17 protein-coding genes are annotated in these 20,802 nt (G+C 73.3%); 4 read left to right on the forward strand and 13 right to left on the reverse strand.

The features are described 5' to 3' along the window. Positions 1-78 precede the first annotated feature (78 nt). The 6 genes from AB0I60_RS30590 to AB0I60_RS30615 all read right to left on the reverse strand — a co-directional run bounded on the left by AB0I60_RS30590 (position 79) and on the right by AB0I60_RS30615 (position 6,814). Positions 79-1,074, reverse strand: coding sequence for a BadF/BadG/BcrA/BcrD ATPase family protein (locus tag AB0I60_RS30590; protein ID WP_360735791.1), 996 nt, complete (start codon positions 1,072-1,074; stop codon positions 79-81). Then, positions 1,074-2,348 carry a 6-phospho-beta-glucosidase gene (locus AB0I60_RS30595; protein ID WP_360735793.1) on the reverse strand — a complete coding sequence of 425 codons (1,275 nt, stop codon included), beginning with the start codon at positions 2,346-2,348 and terminating at the stop codon, positions 1,074-1,076. Before AB0I60_RS30595 ends, AB0I60_RS30590 begins: the two co-directional genes overlap by 1 nt. Then, positions 2,345-3,226, reverse strand: a complete 882-nt coding sequence (locus AB0I60_RS30600; RefSeq protein ID WP_360735795.1) for a carbohydrate ABC transporter permease — start codon at positions 3,224-3,226, stop codon at positions 2,345-2,347. The genes AB0I60_RS30595 and AB0I60_RS30600 overlap by 4 nt, the downstream gene beginning before the upstream one ends. After that, positions 3,223-4,215: a sugar ABC transporter permease gene (locus AB0I60_RS30605; RefSeq protein WP_360735797.1), complete on the reverse strand. Its 993-nt coding sequence runs from the start codon at positions 4,213-4,215 to the stop codon at positions 3,223-3,225. Before AB0I60_RS30605 ends, AB0I60_RS30600 begins: the two co-directional genes overlap by 4 nt. Before the next feature lie 2 nt (positions 4,216-4,217). Further along, positions 4,218-5,546: an ABC transporter substrate-binding protein gene (locus tag AB0I60_RS30610; RefSeq protein WP_360735799.1), complete on the reverse strand. Its 1,329-nt coding sequence runs from the start codon at positions 5,544-5,546 to the stop codon at positions 4,218-4,220. Between the two features lie 71 nt (positions 5,547-5,617). Next, complete coding sequence (locus AB0I60_RS30615) at positions 5,618-6,814, reverse strand: ROK family transcriptional regulator (RefSeq protein WP_360735801.1); 1,197 nt, start codon at positions 6,812-6,814, stop codon at positions 5,618-5,620. Between the two features lie 124 nt (positions 6,815-6,938). Between AB0I60_RS30615 and AB0I60_RS30620 the strand changes: the two genes are divergently transcribed. Next, positions 6,939-7,601: a DUF3159 domain-containing protein gene (locus AB0I60_RS30620; RefSeq protein WP_360735803.1), complete on the forward strand. Its 663-nt coding sequence runs from the start codon at positions 6,939-6,941 to the stop codon at positions 7,599-7,601. A 90-nt stretch (positions 7,602-7,691) separates the two neighbouring features. On the opposite strand, the gene AB0I60_RS30625 is transcribed toward AB0I60_RS30620, so the two are convergent. Both AB0I60_RS30625 and AB0I60_RS30630 read right to left on the reverse strand, forming a co-directional pair. After that, on the reverse strand, positions 7,692-8,621 hold the full coding sequence (locus tag AB0I60_RS30625) for a BadF/BadG/BcrA/BcrD ATPase family protein (RefSeq protein WP_360735805.1): 930 nt from the start codon (positions 8,619-8,621) through the stop codon (positions 7,692-7,694). 73 nt (positions 8,622-8,694) lie between these two features. Next, on the reverse strand, positions 8,695-11,985 hold the full coding sequence (locus AB0I60_RS30630; protein WP_360735807.1) for a S8 family serine peptidase: 3,291 nt from the start codon (positions 11,983-11,985) through the stop codon (positions 8,695-8,697). A gap of 261 nt (positions 11,986-12,246) precedes the next feature. Between AB0I60_RS30630 and AB0I60_RS30635 the strand changes: the two genes are divergently transcribed. Beyond that, entirely contained in the window at positions 12,247-13,266 is a 1,020-nt protein-coding gene (locus AB0I60_RS30635; protein WP_360735809.1) for an L-2-amino-thiazoline-4-carboxylic acid hydrolase, read from the forward strand. Between the two features lie 41 nt (positions 13,267-13,307). Here AB0I60_RS30635 and AB0I60_RS30640 read toward each other — a convergent pair whose 3' ends face one another. Continuing rightward, the gene (locus tag AB0I60_RS30640) at positions 13,308-13,988 is read right to left on the reverse strand and encodes a FadR/GntR family transcriptional regulator (RefSeq protein WP_360735811.1); all 681 of its coding nucleotides are present in this window, start codon (positions 13,986-13,988) and stop codon (positions 13,308-13,310) included. Between the two features lie 194 nt (positions 13,989-14,182). Here AB0I60_RS30640 and nagA point away from each other — a divergent pair, with 194 nt between their 5' ends. Together nagA and AB0I60_RS30650 are read left to right on the forward strand one after the other, a co-directional pair. Beyond that, positions 14,183-15,367 carry an N-acetylglucosamine-6-phosphate deacetylase gene (gene nagA / locus AB0I60_RS30645; RefSeq protein ID WP_360735813.1) on the forward strand — a complete coding sequence of 395 codons (1,185 nt, stop codon included), beginning with the start codon at positions 14,183-14,185 and terminating at the stop codon, positions 15,365-15,367. A 124-nt stretch (positions 15,368-15,491) separates the two neighbouring features. After that, positions 15,492-16,424 (forward strand): methyltransferase, encoded by a 933-nt coding sequence (locus tag AB0I60_RS30650; RefSeq protein ID WP_360736010.1) that lies wholly within the window; start codon positions 15,492-15,494, stop codon positions 16,422-16,424. Between the two features lie 89 nt (positions 16,425-16,513). On the opposite strand, the gene AB0I60_RS30655 is transcribed toward AB0I60_RS30650, so the two are convergent. From AB0I60_RS30655 to AB0I60_RS30670, 4 genes are read right to left on the reverse strand one after another with little or no spacing between them, the layout of a single operon-like run. After that, positions 16,514-17,557, reverse strand: coding sequence for an SIS domain-containing protein (locus tag AB0I60_RS30655; RefSeq protein ID WP_360735815.1), 1,044 nt, complete (start codon positions 17,555-17,557; stop codon positions 16,514-16,516). A 13-nt stretch (positions 17,558-17,570) separates the two neighbouring features. Next, the gene (locus AB0I60_RS30660; RefSeq protein ID WP_360735817.1) at positions 17,571-18,989 is read right to left on the reverse strand and encodes a glycoside hydrolase family 3 N-terminal domain-containing protein; all 1,419 of its coding nucleotides are present in this window, start codon (positions 18,987-18,989) and stop codon (positions 17,571-17,573) included. Positions 18,990-18,995: 6 nt separating this feature from the next. Continuing rightward, a complete protein-coding gene (locus tag AB0I60_RS30665) occupies positions 18,996-19,817 on the reverse strand; it encodes a carbohydrate ABC transporter permease (protein WP_360735819.1) in 822 nt (273 codons plus the stop codon). Beyond that, on the reverse strand, positions 19,814-20,797 hold the full coding sequence (locus tag AB0I60_RS30670; protein ID WP_360735821.1) for a sugar ABC transporter permease: 984 nt from the start codon (positions 20,795-20,797) through the stop codon (positions 19,814-19,816). The genes AB0I60_RS30665 and AB0I60_RS30670 overlap by 4 nt, the downstream gene beginning before the upstream one ends. Positions 20,798-20,802 lie beyond the last annotated feature (5 nt).

Here is a 20,802-nt window from a genome sequence, read left to right on the forward strand (position 1 = left end):
ACATCCCCCGGGCAGCGGGGTCTGGGCCGGCGCGGGGGAGGGCCGCCGCCGATCTCCTCCTCCCGCGCCGACGTCCGGTCAGCCCCCGGCAGCCAGGTCCAGGGGCTCGTACGCGGTGCGCAGGCGCGATTCCGCGCCCGGCGCGGCACCCAGCGCGTCCAGGCCGAGCAGGGCCGCGCCGACCACCGGCGGCACGTCCACCACCCGCACCTCGGCCTGCGGCGCGAGGCCGCCCAGCCGCTCCCGCACGGCGTCCACCACCGCGCCGTCCGTGCCGGTCAGCACGCCGCCGCCGAGGACGACGTCCACCGGCTCGTCCAGCAGCGCCAGGCGCCGCAGCGACACCGACGCGAGCAGGGTGACCTCCTCGACCAGCCGGTCGACCACCTCCTGGGCCACCGCGTCACCGGTCGCCGCCACCTCGAACAGCAGCGGGCACAGCGCGTGCGGGTCGAGCTCGACCTCCTCGAAGTGCAGCCGCTCGACCGCCTCCGCGATGGTCGCGGTGCCGTAGTGGGCGGTCAGCGCGGGCAGCAGCGCGGTCGGTGCGCCGCGCCCGTCCTCCGCCCGCACGGCCAGCCACAGCGCCTCGCTGCCGATGTGCCCGCCGCCGCCCCAGTCGCCGGAGATCCGGCCCAGCGCGGGGAACCGGTGCGTCCGGCCGTCCCGCGCCACCGCGACGCAGTTGATGCCCGCACCGCACACCACGGCCACGCCGATGCCGTCGGACGTGCCCGCGCGCAGCAGCGCGAAGGTGTCGTTGCCGACGACGGTCGAGCCCGACCACCCGCGCCGCTCGATCGCGGCGCGCAGGTCGTGCTCCTCCTTCGGCAGGTCGGCGCCCGCGAGGTAGGCGGCGGTGTGCGCGGCGATCGGCTCGTCGGCGGGCAGCCCCGCCTGGCGGGCCGCCGCGCGGGCCAGCTCCTCGAACACCTCCAGGCTGCGCGCCAGGCCGACGTTCTGCGGCGACGCGCCGGGCCCCCGGACCTGGGCGAGCACCCGCCCGTCGAGGTCCACCAGCGCCACCGCCGTCTTGCTGTTCCCGCCGTCGATGGCGAGCACCCGGTCGGTCATCAAGCCCCCCGGCCCTTCGCCCAGGGCAGGAAGTCGCGGTTGCGCGACACCAGCTCGTCGGCCAGCCGGTCGGCGATCGCGTGCTGCCCGACCAGCGGGTGCGCCAGCAGCGCGTCCGCCACCCGGTCCCGCCCGCCGTGCACGGCCGCGTCGAGCGCCAGGTGCTCGTAGGCGGTCACGTGCGCGATCAGGCCGGAGATCGAGGGCTCCAGCGGCTCCACCGGCAGCGCCCGCGCGCCCTGCGAGGTGACCGCCGCCGGCACCTCGATGACCGCGTCCTCGGGCAGGAACGGCAGGGTGCGGCCGTTGCGCACGTTGACCACGTGCTGCTCCGCGCCCGTGCCGCCGGTCAGCGCGTGCACGAGCTGCACGGCCGCCTCGGAGTAGTACGCGCCGCCGCGCTGGGCGAGCTGCTCGGGCTTGGTGACGACGTTGACATCGCCGTACAGGTCCAGCAGCTCCTTCTCCACCGCAGCCACCACCTCCGCGCGCGGAGGGCTCGACTTCTGCTTCTCGACAACGTCGTCGTGGTCGTAGAAGTACTTGAGGTAGTACGAGGGGACCATCCCCAGCCTGCGCATCAGGGGCGCGGGCACGCCGATGTGCTCGGCCAGCGCCTCCGCGTGGTGCGCCAGCAGCTCCGGCAGCCGGTCGACGCCGTTGACGAACACGCCGCGCTCCCACGTCAGGTGGTTGAGGCCGACGTGCTCCAGCCGCACCGACTCCGGGTCGACGCCGAGCAGCGCGGAGGTCCAGCGCTGGAACGTGATCGCCACGTTGCACAGGCCCACCGCGCGGTGCCCCGCCTGGAGCAGCGCGCGGGTCACGATCCCCACCGGGTTGGTGAAGTTGACGATCCAGGTGTCCTCGCCCGCGACGGCGCGCACCCGGTCGGCGATGTCCAGCACCACCGGCACCGTCCGCAGCGCCTTGGCCAGGCCGCCCGCCCCGGTCGTCTCCTGGCCGACGCAGTCGCACACCAGCGGGAACGTCTCGTCCTGGGCGCGGGCCGCCTGGCCGCCGACGCGCAGTTGCAGCAGCACGGCGGACGCGCCGTCGACGCCCTCGTCGAGGTCCGAGGTGGTGCGGACGCGCGCGGGGTGGCCGGCGTGCTCCAGCAGTCGCTGGGAGAACGCGCCGACCACGGCCAGGCGCTCGGCGTCCGGGTCGACCAGGACGATCTCGTCCACCGCGAGGCTGGTCCGGCGTCCCGCGATGCCGTCCACCAACTCCGGGGTGTAGGTCGATCCGCCACCGACAACGGTGAGCTTCATCCTTTGACTCCAGTGAATGTGATGCCCTTGACGAACGAGCGCTGGGCGAAGACGAACAGCACCACGGCCGGGATCATGATCAGCAGCGTCGCGGCCATCGCCAGGTTCCACTGGACGTGGTGCATCCCCTTGAACGACGACAGGGCCAGCGACAGCGTCCACTCGTCCGGCCTCTCGCCGGTGTAGAGCAGCGGGCCGAAGTAGTCGTTCCACGTGTAGAGGAAGCAGAACAGGGCCGTGGCGGCGATGCCCGGCCGGGCCATCGGCACGACGATCCGCACCAGGGCCTGGAACTCGGTGCAGCCGTCCACCCGCGCGGCGTCCACGTAGGACTGCGGGATGGTGAGGATGAACTGGCGCAGCAGGAAGATGCTGAACGCGTCGAACAGGAAGTACGGCGCGATCAGCGGCCACAGCGTGCCGGTCAGGCCCAGGCTGGACCACGTGTCGTACAGCGGCACGGCGACCACCTGCGGCGGCAGCATCATCGCGCCGACCACGAGCAGGAACACCGCGTTGCGCCCGCGCCAGCGCAGCTTCGCCAGCGCGTAGGCGGCGGGGATCGACGACAGCAGCATCCCGGCGGTGGCCAGCAGCGAGTACAGCAGGCTGTTGCCGAGGTACTTCAGCAGCGGGGCCTTGTCGAAGACCTCCAGGAAGTTGCCCCAGTGCCACTCGCGCGGCCACAGGTCCCTGGTGAACGCCTGGTTGTCCGACATCACCGCGGTGAGGAACACGAACAGGACGGGCAGCGCGAACATCAGGGCCAGCGCGATGCCGATGCTGTGCACGGCCACCCAGTCCAGGACCCCGCGCCAGTTGCGGGGCTTCGGCGACTCCTCCCGAACGGCGGTGTCGCGGTCGAGCACGGCGGTCATGCGCCCCCGCCCCCTTCCTCCTGGTGGCTGGCCTTGCGCATCCGCTGCACGAGGAGCGCCGTGGCGGCGAACGAGACGATGAACAGCACGGTCGCCATCGCCGCCGCGTAACCCATGTCGAAGTACCGGAAGCCCTTGGTGTAGAGCCAGACCGGGAACGTCAGCGTCGAGTTCTCCGGGAAGCCGATGTTCTTGGTCGCGCCGGTGATGTCCGCCGCGCCGCTGGCCGCCGACCCGGCGACCACCGCCTGGGTGAACAGCTGCAACGCCAGGATGATCGAGTTCACCACGCCGAACATCAGCACCGGCGAGATGGTGGGCAGGGTGATGTGCCACCACCGCCGCAGCGCGCCGGCCCCGTCGAGCTGGGCCGCCTCGTACTGCTCCTGGGGCACGTCGAGCACCGCCGCCAGGATGATGATCATCAGGTCGCCGGACACCCACAGCATCACCGCCGTGATGCCGACCTTGGACCACGCGGGGTCGGCGAACCACAGCGGGCTCTGCACCCCGAACCAGCCGAGGAACGTGTCCAGCGGGCCCTCGTTCGGCCGCATGACCAGGAAGAACACCAGCGTCGCGGCGACCGGCGGTGCGAGCGAGGGCAGGTAGCACAGGGTGCGCACCAGGCCGACGCCCGACTTCAGCCGGGCCACCACCGACGCCACGCCCAGCGCGAACAGCACCCGCGCGAACGTCAGCACGACCACGAACCACAGCGTGTTGTACACCGACGTCAAGAACAGCTTGTCCTTGAACATGTAGGTGTAGTTCTCCAACCCGATCCACTCGGGCGCGTTGATCAGGTCGTACTTGGTGAAGGAGAACACGACCGTGGCGACCAGCGGGTAGCCGAAGAACACGGCGAACCCGAGGACGGCCGGTGCCATGAAGGCCAGCACGGTCAACCGGTTGCGGGCGCGGGAGCGGGACCGCCCCTTCGCAGGGGCGGGCCGCGCCGCGTCCACGCGTTCGAGCGTGGCGGTCATGTCTACTTGCCGCTCTTGGCGATCTCGTCGTCGATCCGCTGGTCGACTTCCTTCAAGCCGGCCATCAGGTCCGGGACCTTGCCCGACTGCCACAGCGTGGCGAAGTCGCCGATCGCCTTGATGTGCGCGTCACCGATCGGCGTCACCGGGTTGCCCTGGAGCTTGCCGCTCTTGGCCAGGTCGATGAACGTCTTGAAGTTCTCGTCCACCTCCAGCTTCGGGTCCTCCAGCGCGGCCTTGGTGCTCGGGATGTTCTTGATCCCGTTGGCCAGGGTGACGATCGTGTCGGTGTCGAACGACAGGTGCTTGATCAGCTCCCACGCCGCGCCGGCGTTCTTCGCGCCCTTCGGCACGCCCATGATCGTGCCGGTGGTGAAGCCGATTCCGTACAGGTCGGGCTTGATCGTCGGGAACGGCGCGGTGCCGAACTTGACGTTCGGCGCCTGGTCCTTCAGGAACGCGGTCCGGTACTCGCCGTCCATCATCATGGCGATCTTCTGCTGGTGGAACGCGTGGTCCGTGGAGTACTCCTGGCCCAGCCCCGAGCGGAACCGCTCCAGGGCGTCGAAGCCGTAGAAGTCCACCAGCTCCTTCTGGAACTTCAGCATCTCCGCCCACTCGGGCGAGGCCAGCGCCGACTTGCCGTCCGGGCCGGCCCACTTCGCGCCGAAGTTCGGGGCCCAGATCGGCGGCCGGTTGGCGTAGAACAGCATGGTGGGCAGGAAGCCCGCGACCTCGATCGAGCCGTCCGGGGCCTTCTTGGTGGTGCGCTTGGCGAAGTCGAGCAGCTCGGCGGTCGTCTTCGGCGGGGCCGTGATGCCGGCGGCGGCGAGCAGCTCCTTGTTGTAGTACAGGCCGTACACGTCGCTGAGCATCGGCATCGCGCAGCGGTTGCCCTTGTACTCGGTGTAGGAGCGCACCGCCTCGGGGATCTGGTCGAGGTCGACCTTGTCCCGGTCGATGTAGGGCTTGAGGTCCTGGAACGACCCGGACGAGCAGAACTGGCCGATGTTGTCCGTGGTGAACGACAGCGCCACGTCCGGCGGGTTGCCGCTGCGGATGCCCGCCGTGATCTTGTCGTCGTCCTGGCTGCCCTCGTGCTTGATCTCGGCGTTGGGGTACTTCGCCTTGAAGCTCTCCAACGCCTTGGTGACCTCGTCCTGCTCCCGGCCGGAGTAGTTGCTCCACACGGTGAGCGTGAACTTGTCGTCCTTGCCGGGTGCGGCGGCCGGACCACCGGACTGGTCGGACTTGCCCGCGCCTGCCGCGCAGGCGGACAGGGTTACCGCGGCGGCCACGCATAGCACCGCTGCGCGCGAGACCTTGCGCATGTGCTCTCCTTCTCTCAACGTGCGGACGGGAACGTTGCGGCCCTGGGACACCTTCGGCGTGGAGTGACGTCTCAGGCGTGCTTCGGGCCTCGGAAGGGTTCGGTCGTGGCGGCGGGTAGGCCGAACACCTGTTCCCTGACGACCGACAGCGCGGCGTGCAGCGCGCCGGAGCGCACCGGCTTCCCGGTCACCAGGGCGAGTTGGACCGGGGTGCGGGGCACCACCAGTCGGCGGAGCTCGGCGGCGACCAGGTCGGCGAGCGTGGAGCCGCCGGCCTGGGCGATGTCGCCGGAGAGCAGGACGAGTTCGGGGTCGAGCACCGAGATGACGTTCGCCACCCCGGTGGCGATCCGGCGGGCGAGGTCGACCAGGAACTCCCGGCCGGAGGTGCCCTCGCCCAGGGCCTTGCGGACGGCGGCCTGGCCGGTGCGGGCGGACACCCCGTGCGCGCGGGCCAGCCGGACGATGGCGGAGCTGTCGAGCAGGTCGCCGTAGCGCGCGCCCCGGCGCTCGGTGCCGGTCTCGGCGGTGGCGTGGTCGGGCACCTGCATGGCGTCGATCTCGCCCGCGCCGCCGGTCGCGCCGCGCAGCAGCACGCCGTTGACCACGACCGCCGCGCCCACCGCGTCGGCCGGCCACAGCAGGACGAAGTCCCGCACGTCGGTGGCCCGCCCGGCGACCATCTCCTCCAGCGCGACCAGGTTCACGTCGTTCTCGACGGTGACCGGGGTGCTGAGCAGGTCGGTGAGCGTGCCGGGGATGTCGAAGCCCTCCCAGCCGGGCATGTGCGGCGCGTAGTTGAGCCGCCCGGTCGCCGGGTCCACCGCGCCGGGCGAGCCGACCACCACGTGGCGCAGCGCCTCCGGCGACAGCCCGGCCTGGTTCGCGGCCTTGGTGACCGCGCCGTGGAACGCCTCCAGCACGTCGGTGCGCGGCATCGGCGCGCTGTGCTCGGTGAGCAGGGTGCCGGAGATGTCGGCGACGGCGACGTCGACGGTGTCCGGCGTGAGGTCGATGGCGGCCACGTGGGCGAGGGCGCCGTTGACCGTCCAGAGCTGGGCGCGCGGACCGCGCCCGCCGCCGCGCAGGCCGTTGCGCAGGACCGTGCCCTCGGTCTCCAGGCGGGTCAGCAGCTGGGCCGTGGCGGGCTTGGACAGCCCGATGATGCCCTCCAGCTCGGACCGGGTGAGGGGTCCGTTGCGCAGCAGGGCCTCGATCGCCGCGCGGTCGTTGATCTCGCGCAGCAGTCGGGGGCTACCGGCTCGCATCGGTCCTCCTGTCTGTTAACTTTCCAGACGATTTCGGCCACCGTAGTGACGGGGCTCACCGGAGGTCAATGCTCCGAGACGGGTCCGTTACCTGGGTTAGGTTTGCCTAAGGCACCCTGGAGGCATGACCGACACTCGTCCTGACTCGCTGGCCGGCCTGCTCGGCGGGCGCAGGGGCGCGCTGGACGCCTCCCTGCCGCCGCTGGCGTTCGCCCTGGGGTGGGTGGCGAGCGGGCAGTCCATCGCGGTCGGCGCGGCGGTGGCGGTCGTCAGCGGCGTCGTGATCGGGGTCGTGCGGCTGCTGCGCGGCGAACGCCCGCGCGCCGTCCTGGTGTCGGTCGCCCTGGTGGTGGTCGCGGCCTACATCGCGTTGCAGACCGGGCGGGCCGAGGACTTCTTCCTGCTCCAGATCTTCGTCAACGCCGCGTCGGCGCTGGCGTGGGCGGCGAGCATCGTCGTGCGGTGGCCGTTCCTGGGCGTGGTGGTCGGCCTGGTCACCGGCCAGAAGTTCCGCTGGCGGGCCGACCCGGACCTGATGCGGGCCTACCGGGTGGCGAGCTGGGCGTGGGTCGGCCAGTACGTGCTGCGCGTGGTCGTGTTCGGCGCGCTGTGGGTGGCGGGCCAGGTGGTGGTCCTGGGCGTGATGAGGGCGATCCTGACCTGGCCGTTGCAGGCGGTGTGCATCGCGGTGAGCTGGTGGCTGATCCGCCGCACCCTGCCCGCCGACCACCCCGGCCTCCGCCACCCCCGCGTTCCGGTGACGACCCCACCGCCCACCCGGCCGTAGCCGGCACTCCACCCACACCGCCGCGACACCGACCGGGGCCGGCCCGCCGCCTGCCCCACGTCGAGCGCACCCCGGGCGAACGCACGGGGGTCAGGTCGGGCGGGGTGCGGTGTCGCCGAGGACTTCCACGGCCGCCAGCCAGGCCGCGCCCGCCGAGCTCTCCGTGGCGATCCGCACGGGCGCGCTGGTGCGGGCGGTCAGCTCCGCGCGCAGGAGGGTGCCCAGCGGGTGGGCGTGGACCAGGCTGCCCACCAGCACGATCGGGGTGTCGGCCGACTCCGGGCGGTCGGCCAGCGCCAGGTCGGCCAGGATCCGCACCGCCTCCTGCACGATCGCCCGCGCGGACGGCGCGGTCGCGTGCGCCGTCACCAGCGGGGCGTAGCGGGCCAGGGCGATCGGGGCGTCCTGGTTCGCCCGGGTGATGAGCTGCCGCCACGCCTCGCGCGGCGGGTGCGGCGGCACGTCCGCCAGGGTCAGCACGGCCGTGGTCAGCGCGTCCGGCGAGCCCGACTCCAGCGCCCGCAGGGTCGCCCGCACCGCCTCCCGGCCCAGCCAGTACGCCGAGCCCTCGTCGCCGAGCAGCCAGCCGTAGCCGCCCGTGGTGGCGGTGAGCCGGCGGTCGGTGATCGTGGCCGCGATCGAGCCGGTGCCGGCCACCAGCACGGTGCCGTCCGGCGACGCCGACCCGGTGGCGAACGCCGCCTCGCAGTCGGTGATCACCCGCATCGGGCAGCGCAGGCCCGCGCCGGCCCAGGCCCGCTCGAACAGCGCGGCCACCGCCGGGTCGCTCAGCTTGCTCGACCCGGCCATGCCCAGCACGCCCGACTCGACCTTGGTCACGTCCAGGCCGTCCAGCGCCGCCGACAGGGCCTGGGTGACGTGCGCGGCGGCCAGCTCGGGAGGGTGGGAGTTGGGGTTCGCGCCGCCCGCCACGCCCGCGCCCAGGCGGGTGCCGTCCAGGTCGAGCACGAGCGCCCTGGTCGACGTGCCGCCGGCGTCCAGTCCCACCACGAAGCCCATTCGACCGAGTATGGGCGAAAACGCGGGTGCCCGGCACACCCGGGAGGGTGGTGCCGGGCCTCGCGGACGGTGGTCAGCCGCGCGGTCGCACGACCTCGGCCCGCTCGCCGGAGCCGTTGTGGTGGTGCAGCAGGAGCAGGCCCTCGGCCTTGTCCGAGGTCAGCGCGTCCTGGTCGCGGTGGACCTCCAGCCGCCGGCCGGCCTCGGCCCAGAACACCACGGCGGCGGTCTCGCCCGCGCGCACCGAGTAGCCCGGCTTGAGCGGTTCGAACGACATGGTCCCGCCGATCCGGTCGACGAACCCGTCCTCGTTGCCCGGCGCGGGGTACTGGCCGGCCGTGCCCGCCGTGTAGCCGATCCGGGCGGACCCCGCCGCCGGGTCGATGCCCAGCGCCCGGAGCGTCACCGGCAGCACGACCACGTTGCTGTCCATCACGTTCGTGTCCACGTCGCCGTACTGGGTGTTGACCGGCTGCTCGTCCACGGCGACGCGGTCGGACAGCCGCGTGGTCCGCGCCAGCCACACGTCGGCGACCACGTTCCCGTTGCCGTCCACCGGTTTGACGACCTCGACCCGGAAGTCGGGCTCGCCGTCGCCGGTCGTGTCGACCCGGATCTGCGGCGTGTTGCCCGCGCCGAGGGTCACCCAGTTGTGCCAGGTCACCACGCCGAACGCGAGCAGCGCGTTCGGCGACTTGTCGACCGCCGCCGTGGACGCCGCGCCGACGTAGCGCAGGTCACCGCCCTTGGCGCTGCTGTTGACCGCGCAGTCGGTCTTGACCTCGTCGGTGCAGTCGGGCAGCTCGCCGGACGTGCCCTGCAACTCGAACGCGCTGAGCAGCGACCGGTACGCCTGGTCGCCCTCGCCCTGAGCCAGGCCGCGACCGCGCAGGCGCAGCGGTGCGTGCGCGCCGCCCCGGAACGAGACGGGTTCCGCGCCGATCTCGGCAACGGGCTTGGGCGCGGCGTAGACGGGCACGCGCAGCCGGGCGCGACCGGATTCGAGCACGAGCCGGCCGGACGCCTCGGCGAGGAACTGGCGGGCGACCTCGGCCTGCTGCTTGACCAGCGTCGGGTCGGCGGTCTTGCGCACCTGGTCGGGCGCCACCCGCAGCACCACCTCGACCTCCTCGGTCTCGCCGGCCGCGACCCGCACGGCCGGCGGCCACACCTCGAACCGGACGCCCGGCACGGTGGTCGCCGCCTGGTAGGACGCGGTGACCAGGCGGGCCGAGCCGGACTTGTTGACCACCCGCACGGCCTTGCGCAGCAGCACGGGCAGCCGGCCCGCCTCGACCGGGCCGAAGGACACGCCGACCGCGCCGCGCCCGCCCCCGACCATGGCCAGCAGGTCGGTGCCGACGGCGGACAGCGCGTCGACCCGGCCCGCGCCGACCCGCATGGGCGCCTCGACCAGCCCGGTGGCGCTGTCGTCACCGGACTTGACGTCGGTGCCCGAGGTGTTCACGACCGCCGCCTTGACCTCCTCGACGGTCCAGTCCGGGTGCGCCTCGCGGACCAGCGCGCCGATGCCGGCGACGTGCGGCGCGGACATGGACGTGCCGCCCATGCTCACCCCGCCGCTGCCGCTGCCGACGTCGGCGGACAGGATCGTGTCACCGGGTGCGGCGACGTCGGGCTTGGCCGCGACCGGACCTCGCGCGCCGCGCGCGGACGACGGGGTGATCGTGTCGGCGAGCGCCGGCGTGGTGGTGGGCACGGAGTTGCGCAGCCTGCCGGTCATCGTGACCTGGAGCGTGCCGGCGGTGAACGCCGGGCGGACCGCCCCGGTGGCGCGGCCGGTGAACTGGAACACCGGGATGCCCGCGTTGCCCGCGATGCCGGCCAGGAAGTTCTCCCGGGTGGAGGACAGCAGCACGCCCGCCGCGCCCGCCGCCTGGGCGTGGTCGGTGCGCACGCCCGAGCCGCACTCGCGGGTGCCGTCGTCGTCGTCCCACTCCAGCCAGGCGAACCTGCCGGTGAGGTCCTGGGTGATCGGGGCGCAGCCGTCCAGGTTGGCCTGGTCGGCGACCGGCACGACCGGCGCGGTGAGGTCGAGCGCGTCGTAGCCGGCGTAGTTCTGGCTGTACTGGCCGGGCTGGTCGCCCAGGCCGGGCACGGCGACGCCGTCCTGGATGGCGAACGCGTCGCGGGTGTTGGCGACGGCGAGCGCCTCGGGCGTGTTGGCGGGCGAGCCGCCCACGTCGTAGAAGTCGCCGCCGTTGCCGGCCGAGGCCACGACCAGCACGCCGTGCTCGACGAGCTTGCGCACGAACAGGCTGTCCGGGTCGTCCTGGCCGCCGAAGTCGGAGCCCAGGGACATGTTCACCACGTCGAGGTGGTCGGAGAAGTCGCCGTCGCCGTTCGGGTCCAGCGCCCAGTCCAGCGCCTGCGCGGTGAGGTTGGTGGAGCCGGCGCACCCGAACACCTTCAGCGCGTAGAGCGACGCCCGGGGCGCGGAGCCGGGGCCGATCGCCATGACGTCCAGCGCCTCGGGGGTGAGGGTCCGGTGGTCCCCGGTGAACGTGCTGCGGTCGGCGTTCTCGCCGAAGCCGGCGGCCGAGCCGGCGACGTGCGTGCCGTGGCCCTGGCAGTCCAGCGGGTTGGGGTCGGGCTTGGGGGTGGCCCGCGCCGGGACGTTGGCGTTGTAGTCGTCGCCCGCGAAGTCGTAGCCGCCGACGACCTTGGCGGTCGGCGTCCACGCCCCGGCGCGGTCCACGGCAAGGTAGGCGTCGCGCGTGCCGGGTCCGCCGAAGTCGGCGTGGGTGTAGTCGATGCCGGTGTCGATGATGCCGATCCGCATCCCGTCGCCGTACCGGCCGGTCTGCGCCCACACCCGCGAGGCGCGGGTGAGCTGCACGGACCCGGCGTTCTGCACGACCTTCGGCACGGCCAGCCGGACGGCCTTGACCTCGGGCAGCGCGGCGAGCTCGCGGACCTTCGCCGCGTCGGCGGTGACGACGACGCCGGGCACGGCGTTGGCGGTCTTGGCGACCTCCTGGGTGGCGGAGTCCTTGCCGCGCAGCACGTCGAGCACCCGGTTGGCGGTGTCGTCGGTGCGCTGCCGGGTCGCCTGGGCGGAGGCGGCGGCCTGCTGGTCCCCCGCGCCGCGCGCCTTCTCGGTGTCGAACGCCTCGGCTGCGGGCGTCTCGGCCAGCTCGACGAACGCGGTGACCGCGCCGGTGGCCTCCGCCAGGGTCGACCCGACGCGCTCGGAGGACCCCGTGCCACCCGGCTGCGCGCGCGTGGGCGCGACCGGCTCGGCGGGCTGGTCCTGGGCGCTGGCGACCCCCGACGTGGTCAGCGAGGCGAGCAGTGCGGCGGTGGTGGCGGCGGACGTCCACACCGCGCGGAGGTGTCTCATCGGGACCTTTCGTCGTCTGTGCAGCGGGCGGGCAGCGGGTGTGGTCGCTTCGGTTCTCCGTCTTGCACCGTGAATGGTTCCGGACCGTCGTGCTCGGGCAAGTCATCGGACCACTCAGCGTGTCGATCTCGACCCCGGACGGTCACCGACGGGTCACACGTCCGACCTCTGCGCCACGGGCCGATCGGTCGGCCGGCTGCTGGAACCGGCGGCCGGCGACGACCTGGCCACCGGGTTCGCCGTGCCCGCCACCCACCGGGGGTGCGGGACTTCGGCGCGGACGGCGTGTGCCGGTCGCGGGACGACTCGCCGGCCAGGCTCGGGCCGGACCGGGTCGACGTGGCCCTGCTGCACGACGTCGACCTGCGGCCCGGCGAGCGGGACCGCGCCGCCCGCGAGGGCCTCCCGGCCGTCCTGCTCGCGCTGACCCGGCGCTGGTCGGGGCCCGCTCGGCGGAGGAGGTGCGGGCCGACGCGGCGCACCTGGCGGTCCCGGTGCCCGCCGCGCTCCGGGACGACCTCACCGCCGAGGGGCTGCTGCGACCGGGAACCGGCTGATCCCCGCCCGGCGCGCGGTGTACGGTCCTGGGTCGTCAGCGAAACCCTGGTCGGCGCCAGGTTGGTGGTGGAGCGTGCCGGCCGTCCCGCGCGTGCGCGGGTACGGACCGAGAAGGACACCACCACTGTGAACGACCACATCATCGAACTGTTCCGCGCCCACCTGGCGGACCACGTGCCGGCGGCCGAGGTGGACGCGGGCGTGGCGCGGGCCGTCGCGGAGGCGGGCCCGCGCGTCGGCTGCGACAGCCCGCACCTGCCGCTCACCGCGACCGTCGTGGCCGGGTACCGGGCGCTGCTCGACCGGATGCCCCGTGAAGAGGCGCTCTCCCTCGTCGCGCAGGCGTTCCACGAGCCGCTGCGGCCGTACGTGCACGACACCACCAAGGCCGCGTTGGACGCGTCGGACGACCCGTTCCGGACGATCACCGACGTGTCGAAGGACCGCGAGGTGACCTACTTCGGCGCGGACTTCGCGTTCGCCCGGTCGGAGGACGCGGACAGCTACCTGCTGGACGTCACCCGGTGCTTCTACGTGGCGGTGCTCGCCGCGTGCGGGGTGCCGGAGCTGGGGCCGGTGTTCTGCCGGTTCGACGCGGCGTGGATCGGCGCGATCGACCGCGACCGGCACGGCGTCGACTTCACCCGCCCGACCACGATCGCCCTCGGCGGGACGACCTGCCCGTTCCACTTCCGCCGCGCGGACCGGGTGCCGCCGGCCTAGCGGGTGACCGGCCCCGGCCCGCGCGCGGACCGGGGCCGGGGTCACGGTCGGGCCAGGTCGGACAACCACTGCTCGACGCCGGCCACGTGCACGGTGGACCACGACCGGGCCAGCTCGACCTGGTGGGCGGCCAGGGCGTCCACGATCGCGCGGTGCTCGGCGAGCGTGCGCTCGACCGCGCCGCCCCGGGTGATGCCGCGCCAGATCCGCACCCGCGCGGTCGGCGCGGCCAGCGTGTCCAGCAGCTGGGCCAGGTAGGCGTTGCCGGAGCAGCGCGCGATCGCGCGGTGGAACCCGAGGTCGTGCTCGACCAGTTCCTCCACCGACCGCGCCTGTTCGGCGGCGTCGCACAGGGTGCGCAGGCAGGCGACGTCCTCGGCCCCGACCCGCTGGGCGGCCATCGCGGCGGCGGCCGGTTCGAGGATGCGGCGCACCCGGAGGACCTCCAGCACGGAGTCCTCGCCCCGGTGCAGGTCGAGCACGAACGACAGCGCCCCGAGCAGGTCGTCGGCCCGCAGGCTGGACACGTAGGTGCCGTCACCCTGGCGCACGTCCAGCACCCTGACCAGCGACAGCGCCTTGACCGCCTCGCGCAGCGAGTTCCGCGACAACCCCAGCCGCTCGGCCAGGTCGGCTTCCCGGGGCAGTCGGTCGCCGGGCTTGAGCTCGCCGGAGGTGATCATCTCCTTCACGCGCAGGATCGCGTCGTCGGTGACTGCCACGGGCACCTCCGTAGACCTCGGATGTCTACCGCCCAGTATGGGCCACCGGGTCGCCCCGGAGGGGTCGGACGCGCGTCCAGGAACCGTTCAGAGAATTGTTGACGTTGAAAATTGCATTACGGTTATCTTCCAACCAGACGTGACGCCGCACACCGGTTACGGCCATAATGGTCCAGACCATTTGAGGAGGGACCTTGGACACCGTTGTCGCAGCTCCGCGAGCACTGCTCGGTCGCACCATCACCGGTCCCGCCGCCGTGCGCGTCCGGGCGGGGCGGATCGTCGACGTCGCACCGGGCGAACCGCCCGCCGGCGCCGAGGTGCTGACCGGCGGCCTGCTCACCCCGGGCCTGGTGGACGTGCAGGTCAACGGGGCGGTCGGGGTCGACTTCGCCGAGGTGGACGACGAGGGGATGCGCTTCGTCGCCAGGTCCCTCCCGAAAACCGGTGTGACCCGATTCCTGCCGACGTTGATCACCGCGCCGGTCGCGGTCGCGCTGCGCCAGGCGCGCGCCGTGCTGGCCGCGTCCGCCGCGCTGCCCGAGGGCTCCGGCGCCCGCCCGCTCGGCGTGCACCTGGAAGGCCCGTTCCTGTCGCCCAAGCGGCCGGGCGTGCACGACCCGGCGCTGATGGTGGACCCGGGACCGGCCGAGATCGACCTGTTGCTGGCCGACGACCTGCGCCGCGCGCTGCGCCTGGTCACGCTGGCCCCCGAGCAGCCCGGCGGCCTCGCGGCCGTGCGGCGGCTGTCCGAGGCGGGCGTGCTGGTCGCGGTCGGCCACAGCGACGCGACCGGCGAGCAGACCCGGGCCGCCGCCGAGGCCGGCGCGCGGATGGTGACCCACCTGTTCAACGCGCAGCGCCCGCTGGGCCACCGCGAACCGGGCGTGCCCGGCGTGGCCCTGGTGGACGACCGGTTCACCCTCGGCCTGATCGCCGACCTCGCCCACGTGGGCCCGGACGTGTGCCGGCTGGTGTTCAACGCCGCCGGCCACCGGGTCGCCCTGGTGACCGACGCCGTCGCGGCGGCCGGGATGCCGCCGGGCCGCTACCAGCTCGGCGGCGAGGTCGTGGTGCTCAGCGAGGACGGCGTGCCGCGCTCGCCCGAGGGCACCATCGCGGGCAGCGCGCTCACCCTCGACCGGGCGGTGCGCAACATCGTCTCGGTCGGCGTGGACGTCGCGGACGCGCTCGCCTCGGCCACGATCATCCCGGCCGACGCGATCGGCGAGCCCACCCTCGGCCGGATCGCGCCCGGCGCGGTCGCCGACCTGGTCTGGTGGGACGACGACCTGCGCCCGCGCAAGGTGTGGGTGGACGGCGAGGTCGTCTACGACGCCGAACTGGACGTGAGCCAGGAGCTGGCCACCGCGAGGTAGCGGACACGGCCCGGCCGCCCCCGAAGGCGGTCGGGCCGTTTTCCCTTTGACGGGCGTGACAGCGTTGACCGACGTGGAAGAACACGTCGCGGAGTTGCTGGAACTGGCCGGCCTGGCCACCCCGATGGCGCTGCGGGTCGCGGTGACCCTGGGCCTGCCGGACCGGCTGCGGGACGCCGCCGCCCCCGACCGGCTCGCCGCCGAACTCGACGCCTCGCCGGTTGCGCTGGAACTGCTGCTGAACCACCTCGTCACGCTCGGGGTCGTGGAGCACGACCCCGCCGGATACCGGACCACCGACCGGGGCGCGGCCCTGTGCGCGGACGCCGACAACCGGCTGTTCGACCTGCTGCACCTGGACGCGGCGGGCGGGCGGGCCGAGCTGGCGTTCGCAGAGCTGCGGCACAGCGTCACGACCGGCCGCGCGGGCTACCCCCGCCGCCACGGCCGGGACTTCTGGGCCGACCTCGCCGAGCACCCCCGCCTCCGGGAGACCTTCGACCGCCAGATGGTGGACCGGTCCCGCGCGTGGCTGCCGGCGGTGGTCGCCGGCGGCGACTGGGCCCGCTTCGCCACCCTGGTGGACGTCGGCGGCGGGCGCGGCGCCCTGCTGGCCGCGATCCTGGCCGCCCACCCGGGCGTGCGGGGCCACCTGGTCGACCTCGAACCGACGGCGACCGAGGCGGCCCGCACCTTCGACGCCCACGGGGTGGCCGACCGGGCGCGGGTGACCGCCGGGAGCTTCTTCGACCCGCTGCCCACCGGGGCCGACGCCTACCTGCTGTGCGACGTGCTGCACGACTGGGACGACGAGCACGCCCACCGCGTGCTGGCCCGCTGCGCCGAGGCCGCCGGTCCGACCGGGCGCGTGCTGGTGGTCGAGCCGGTCGGCGGGCGGCAGGCCGGCACCGCGCACGACCTGGCCATGCTGGTGATCTTCGGCGGCCGGGAGCGCCGGGTGGCGGAGTTCCGCGACCTCGCTTCGGCCCACGGGCTGGTGCTCGACGCCGTCACCGACCTGGCCGGTCGCTGCCTGCTGGAGTTCCGGCCCGGCTGACGCCGGGTACGACGATGCCCCCGGGATCGCCGGGGGCATCGGTGTGGTCCGGGCGGCCGGTGCGGGTCCGTCCGGTCGGTGCGGGTCGACTAGCGGGTGCGGGTGACCTTGTTCAGGCCGCGCGGGCTGTCCGGGTCGCCGCCGCGCGCCAGCGCCAGGCCGTGGGCCAGCCGCTGGACCGGCAGGATCTCCAGGATCGGCGCGACCTCCTCGGCCGTCTCGGCGACCGGGATGCGCAGCGCCGCCGCCACCTTGTCCGCCGCCGACCCCACGGCCAGCACGTCCGCGCCGCGCCCGTGCACCACGTCCAGGACGTCGTGCATGGCCTCGCCGCCCTTGCCGGCGCTGGTCACCGCGAGCACGGCGGTCTCGCCGTCGACGGCCGCGACCGGCCCGTGCAGCAGGTCCGCGCCGGAGTACGCGCGGGCGGCCAGGTAGCTGGTCTCGGCGAGCTTGAGCGCCGACTCCAGCGCGGACGGCAGCGAGTAGCCGCGCCCGGTGGTGAGCACCCGGTCGACGAAGCGGTACCGCTGCACGGCCTCGGCGACCGCGTCCGCCGACCTGTCCAGGGTGGACTGGGCCTGCTCGCCGATGCCCCGCACGGCCGCGCCGTCGCCGCCCCGGATCGCGTCCACCAGCAGGTAGAGCGCGAGCAGCGTGGCGGAGTAGGTCTTGGTCGCCGCGACGGCCTGCTCGACGCCCGCGCCGACGTCCACGGCCAGCTCCGCCGCGCCGTTGAGCGGCGAGTCGGAGGTGTTGGTGACGGCCACGGTCAGCGCGCCGCGAGCGCGCGCCGACTGGGTGACCTCCAGCAGGTCGGGCGACCCGCCGCTCTGGCTGACCGACACGACGAGCACGTCCCGCAGGTCGGGCTGCGCGCCGTAGAGCGTGGTGGTGGACGGGGACACCAGACCGGCGGGCAACTGGAGCAGCACCTCGGTCAGGTACTTCGCGTAGATGGCCGCGTGGTCGGACGACCCGCGCGCGGCCAGCAGGACGAACCTGGGCCGGCGCTCGCGGATCGCGTCGGCGACCGCCGCGATGGAGGAGCGCCGGGACACCAGGTCCGCGAAGATCGCGGGCTGCTGGCCGATCTCGGCCGCCATGTGCCTGCCGGGCTGGTGGTCGGTCATCGAATGGCCCTTCTCAGGTGCTGGCGGCGATGCGCTCTGCCGCGGCTCGCAGGCACACCCGTGAACCGCCATGGGTGTTCACGCGGGCAGCGGTGCCCAGGTCCGGACCCGGGACGCCGGTCTCGACGTGCACTAGGTCTAGACCAATAGTAACCAGTGCGCCCACCAGGTTGCGAGCCCACGGGAAGCGATGTGCCTCTCTCGTCACGACCACCACCGTCCGCCCGCCGGCCGCCGCCGCGACCTCGTCGGCGTCCCGGGTGTCCAGCACGGTCGTGCCGGGCACCAGGTCGACCAGGTACGGGCCCAGGCCCCACGGCACCTCGTCGCCCACCGCGATGGACGCCTTGACCGCGAGGTCCAGCACCACCGGCGGGCCGGAGACCACCAAGTCGCCGATCACCTCCAGCGCCTGCCGGGCCGCCTTCAGGCCGATCTCCGGGTCGTGCCCGTCCACCGAGGCGGGCGGCGTGCCCAGCGCGGCGGTGCGGCGCGCGGCCTCCTCCAGCCGCGCCCGGGGCAGCTCGCCGCGCTCCACGGCGGCCACGATGCTGTCGATCAGCCACTGGAGCCCGGCGTCGTCCAGCGGCTCACCGCCCAGGCACAGCGCGTCCACCCCGGCCACCAGCGCCTGGACCGAGCCCTGCGCGAGGTCGCCGCCGACGGCCTTCATGTCCAGCCCGTCGGTGATGATCGCGCCGGTGAAGCCCAGCTCCTCGCGCAGCACCCGCACGGCCTCCGGGTTGAGCGTCGCGGGCAGCGGGCCCCAGCCCTGCACGACCAGGTGGCCGGTCATCACCGACCGGACACCCGCCTGCACGGCCGCGCGGAACGGCACCAGCTCCACGTCCCGCAGCTCCTGCTCGGTGCGCGGCAGCACCGGCAGCTCCTCGTGCGAGTCCACGGTGGACGCACCGTGGCCGGGGAAGTGCTTGGCGCACGCGGCGACACCCGTCGCCTGCATCCCGTCCACGAACGCGGCCACGTGCTCGCCCGCCGCCACCGGGTCGGACCCGAAGGACCGCACGCCGATCACCGGGTCGTCCAGGGTCAGCACCAGGTCCGCCGACGGCGCGAGGTTCAGGCTCACCCCGGCCTTCGCCAGCCGGGCGCCGACCGACGCGGCCACCGCCCGGGTCAGGCCCAGGTCGCCCGCCGCGCCCAGCGCGTGGTTGCCCGGCACCTCGGAGCCGGTCGCCGCGTCGAGCCGGGTGACGTCGCCGCCCTCCTCGTCGATGCCGACCACGACGTCCGGCCGCACCCCGCGCAACGCCGCCGTCAGCGCCGTCACCTGGGCGTCGTCCACGACGTTGCGGCCGAACAGCACCACACCGCCCAGGCCGTCCGCCACCCGCTTGAGCAACCAGTCCGGAGCCGTGGTGCCGTGGAAACCCGGCAGCAGCACGGCGGCGGCCAACTGGTGCAACGACATGTCGTCTTATCCCTTCACGGCACCGGCGGTGACGCCGCCGACCATCTTGCGCTGGACGATCAGGAAGAACACCAGCACCGGCAGGGTGAACAAGGCCGACGCGGCCATGGCGCCACCCCAGTCCGTGCCGAAGTTGGTCTGGAACCCGGACAGCCAGACCGGGAGCGTCTCCTTGGTCTGGTCCTTGATCAGCGACAGCGCGAACAGGAACTCGTTCCACGCGGTGACGAACGCGAACACCGACGTGGCCACCAGGCCCGGCCCGAGCAGCGGCAGCGTGACGCGGCGGAACGCGCCCCACCGGCCGCAGCCGTCCACCATCGCCGCCTCCTCCAGCTCCAGCGGGATGCCGTTGACGAACCCGCGCAGCGTCCACGCGCAGAACGGCAGCGTCACCGCGAAGTAGATCAGCGCCAGCGAAGGCAGCCGGTCGAGCAGGTCGAGGTCCCGCATCATCAGGAACATCGGGATCAGCAGCGCCTCGAACGGGGCGAGCTGCGCGATCAGCATCAGCAGCACGAAGCCCTTGCGGCCCCGGAACCTCAGCCGGGACATGGCGACCGCCGCGAGCAGGCCGACCAGGATCGCCCCGGCCACGGCCGTCAGCGACACGAACAGGCTGTTGCCCAGCGACTGGAGGAAGCCGGGCTTGGCCCACGCGGTGGTGAAGTTCGACGCGGTCACCGAGAACGGGATCAGGTCGTAGCCGGTGGACAGCAGGTCCTTGGTCGGCTTGAGCGCCGAGGACACCATCCAGTACGTCGGGAAGGCGAAGAAGGCCGCGATCAGCAGCGCGACGACGTTCGCCGAGATCTTCTTCGCGGTCACAGCGCGCCCTCCTGCTTGATCAGCCGGCGCAGGTACTGGAAGGTGAGCAGGCCGAGGATCACCATCATCACCACGGACACCGCGGCGGCCACGCCGAAGTGGCTCTTCGAGATGCCTTCCAGGTACTGGTAGACGGGCAGCGTGGTGCTGCCGCCGTCCGGCCCGCCCTTCTTGAACGCCCAGATCTGCGCGAACACCTTGAAGTCCCACAGCAGGGACAGGAAGGTGACCATGAGCATCAGCGGGCGCAGCTCCGGCCAGGTCACGGCGCGGAAGGTCTGCCACACCGACGCGCCGTCGATGCCGGCGGCCTCGTACTGGTCGCGCGGGATGGCGATGACACCCGCGTACAGCGAGAACGCCAGGAACGGGATCGCCTGCCACACGATCAGCAGGCCGACCACGGACATCGTGGACGTGCCGGTGGAGAACCAGGAGAACCCGGCGAAGCCGTCGAACCCGAGCTTCACCAGGGTCTTGTTCAGGATCCCGTACTGCTGGTCGAACATCCACTGGTAGACGGTGGTCGCCGCGAGCAGGGGCATGGCCCACGCCAGCAGCATGGCCACCTGGAGCACGATCCGCACCACCGGGGAGAGCTGCCGCATGAGCAGCGCGATCAGCAGGCCCGCCAGCACCGAGACGCCCACCACGACGGCGGTGAACACCACCGTGCGCACGGCGATCGCCCAGAACGTCGAGTCGCCGAGGATGGACGCGTAGTTGTCCACGCCGACCCAGACGACCTCGCCCCGGGTCAGCTCCTTGAGGTTCAGCTTGCGGAAGCTGGTCACGAACAGCGACAGGACCGGCCAGCCGATCAGCCAGAGGATGCCGACCAGCGCGGGGGCCAGCAGCAGGTAGGGCAGCAGCCGGTCGAAGCTGCTGCCCTGACGGCGCTTCGCGCCGCCCGGAGCGGCACGCCGGGGTGCCGACTTGTCAGTCGGCACCCCGGCGTCGGTGGTGTGAACCGCCGTCATGCTCC

Source organism: Actinosynnema sp. NPDC050436 (assembly GCF_040655415.1).
Classification (GTDB): Bacteria; Actinomycetota; Actinomycetes; order Mycobacteriales; family Pseudonocardiaceae; genus Actinosynnema.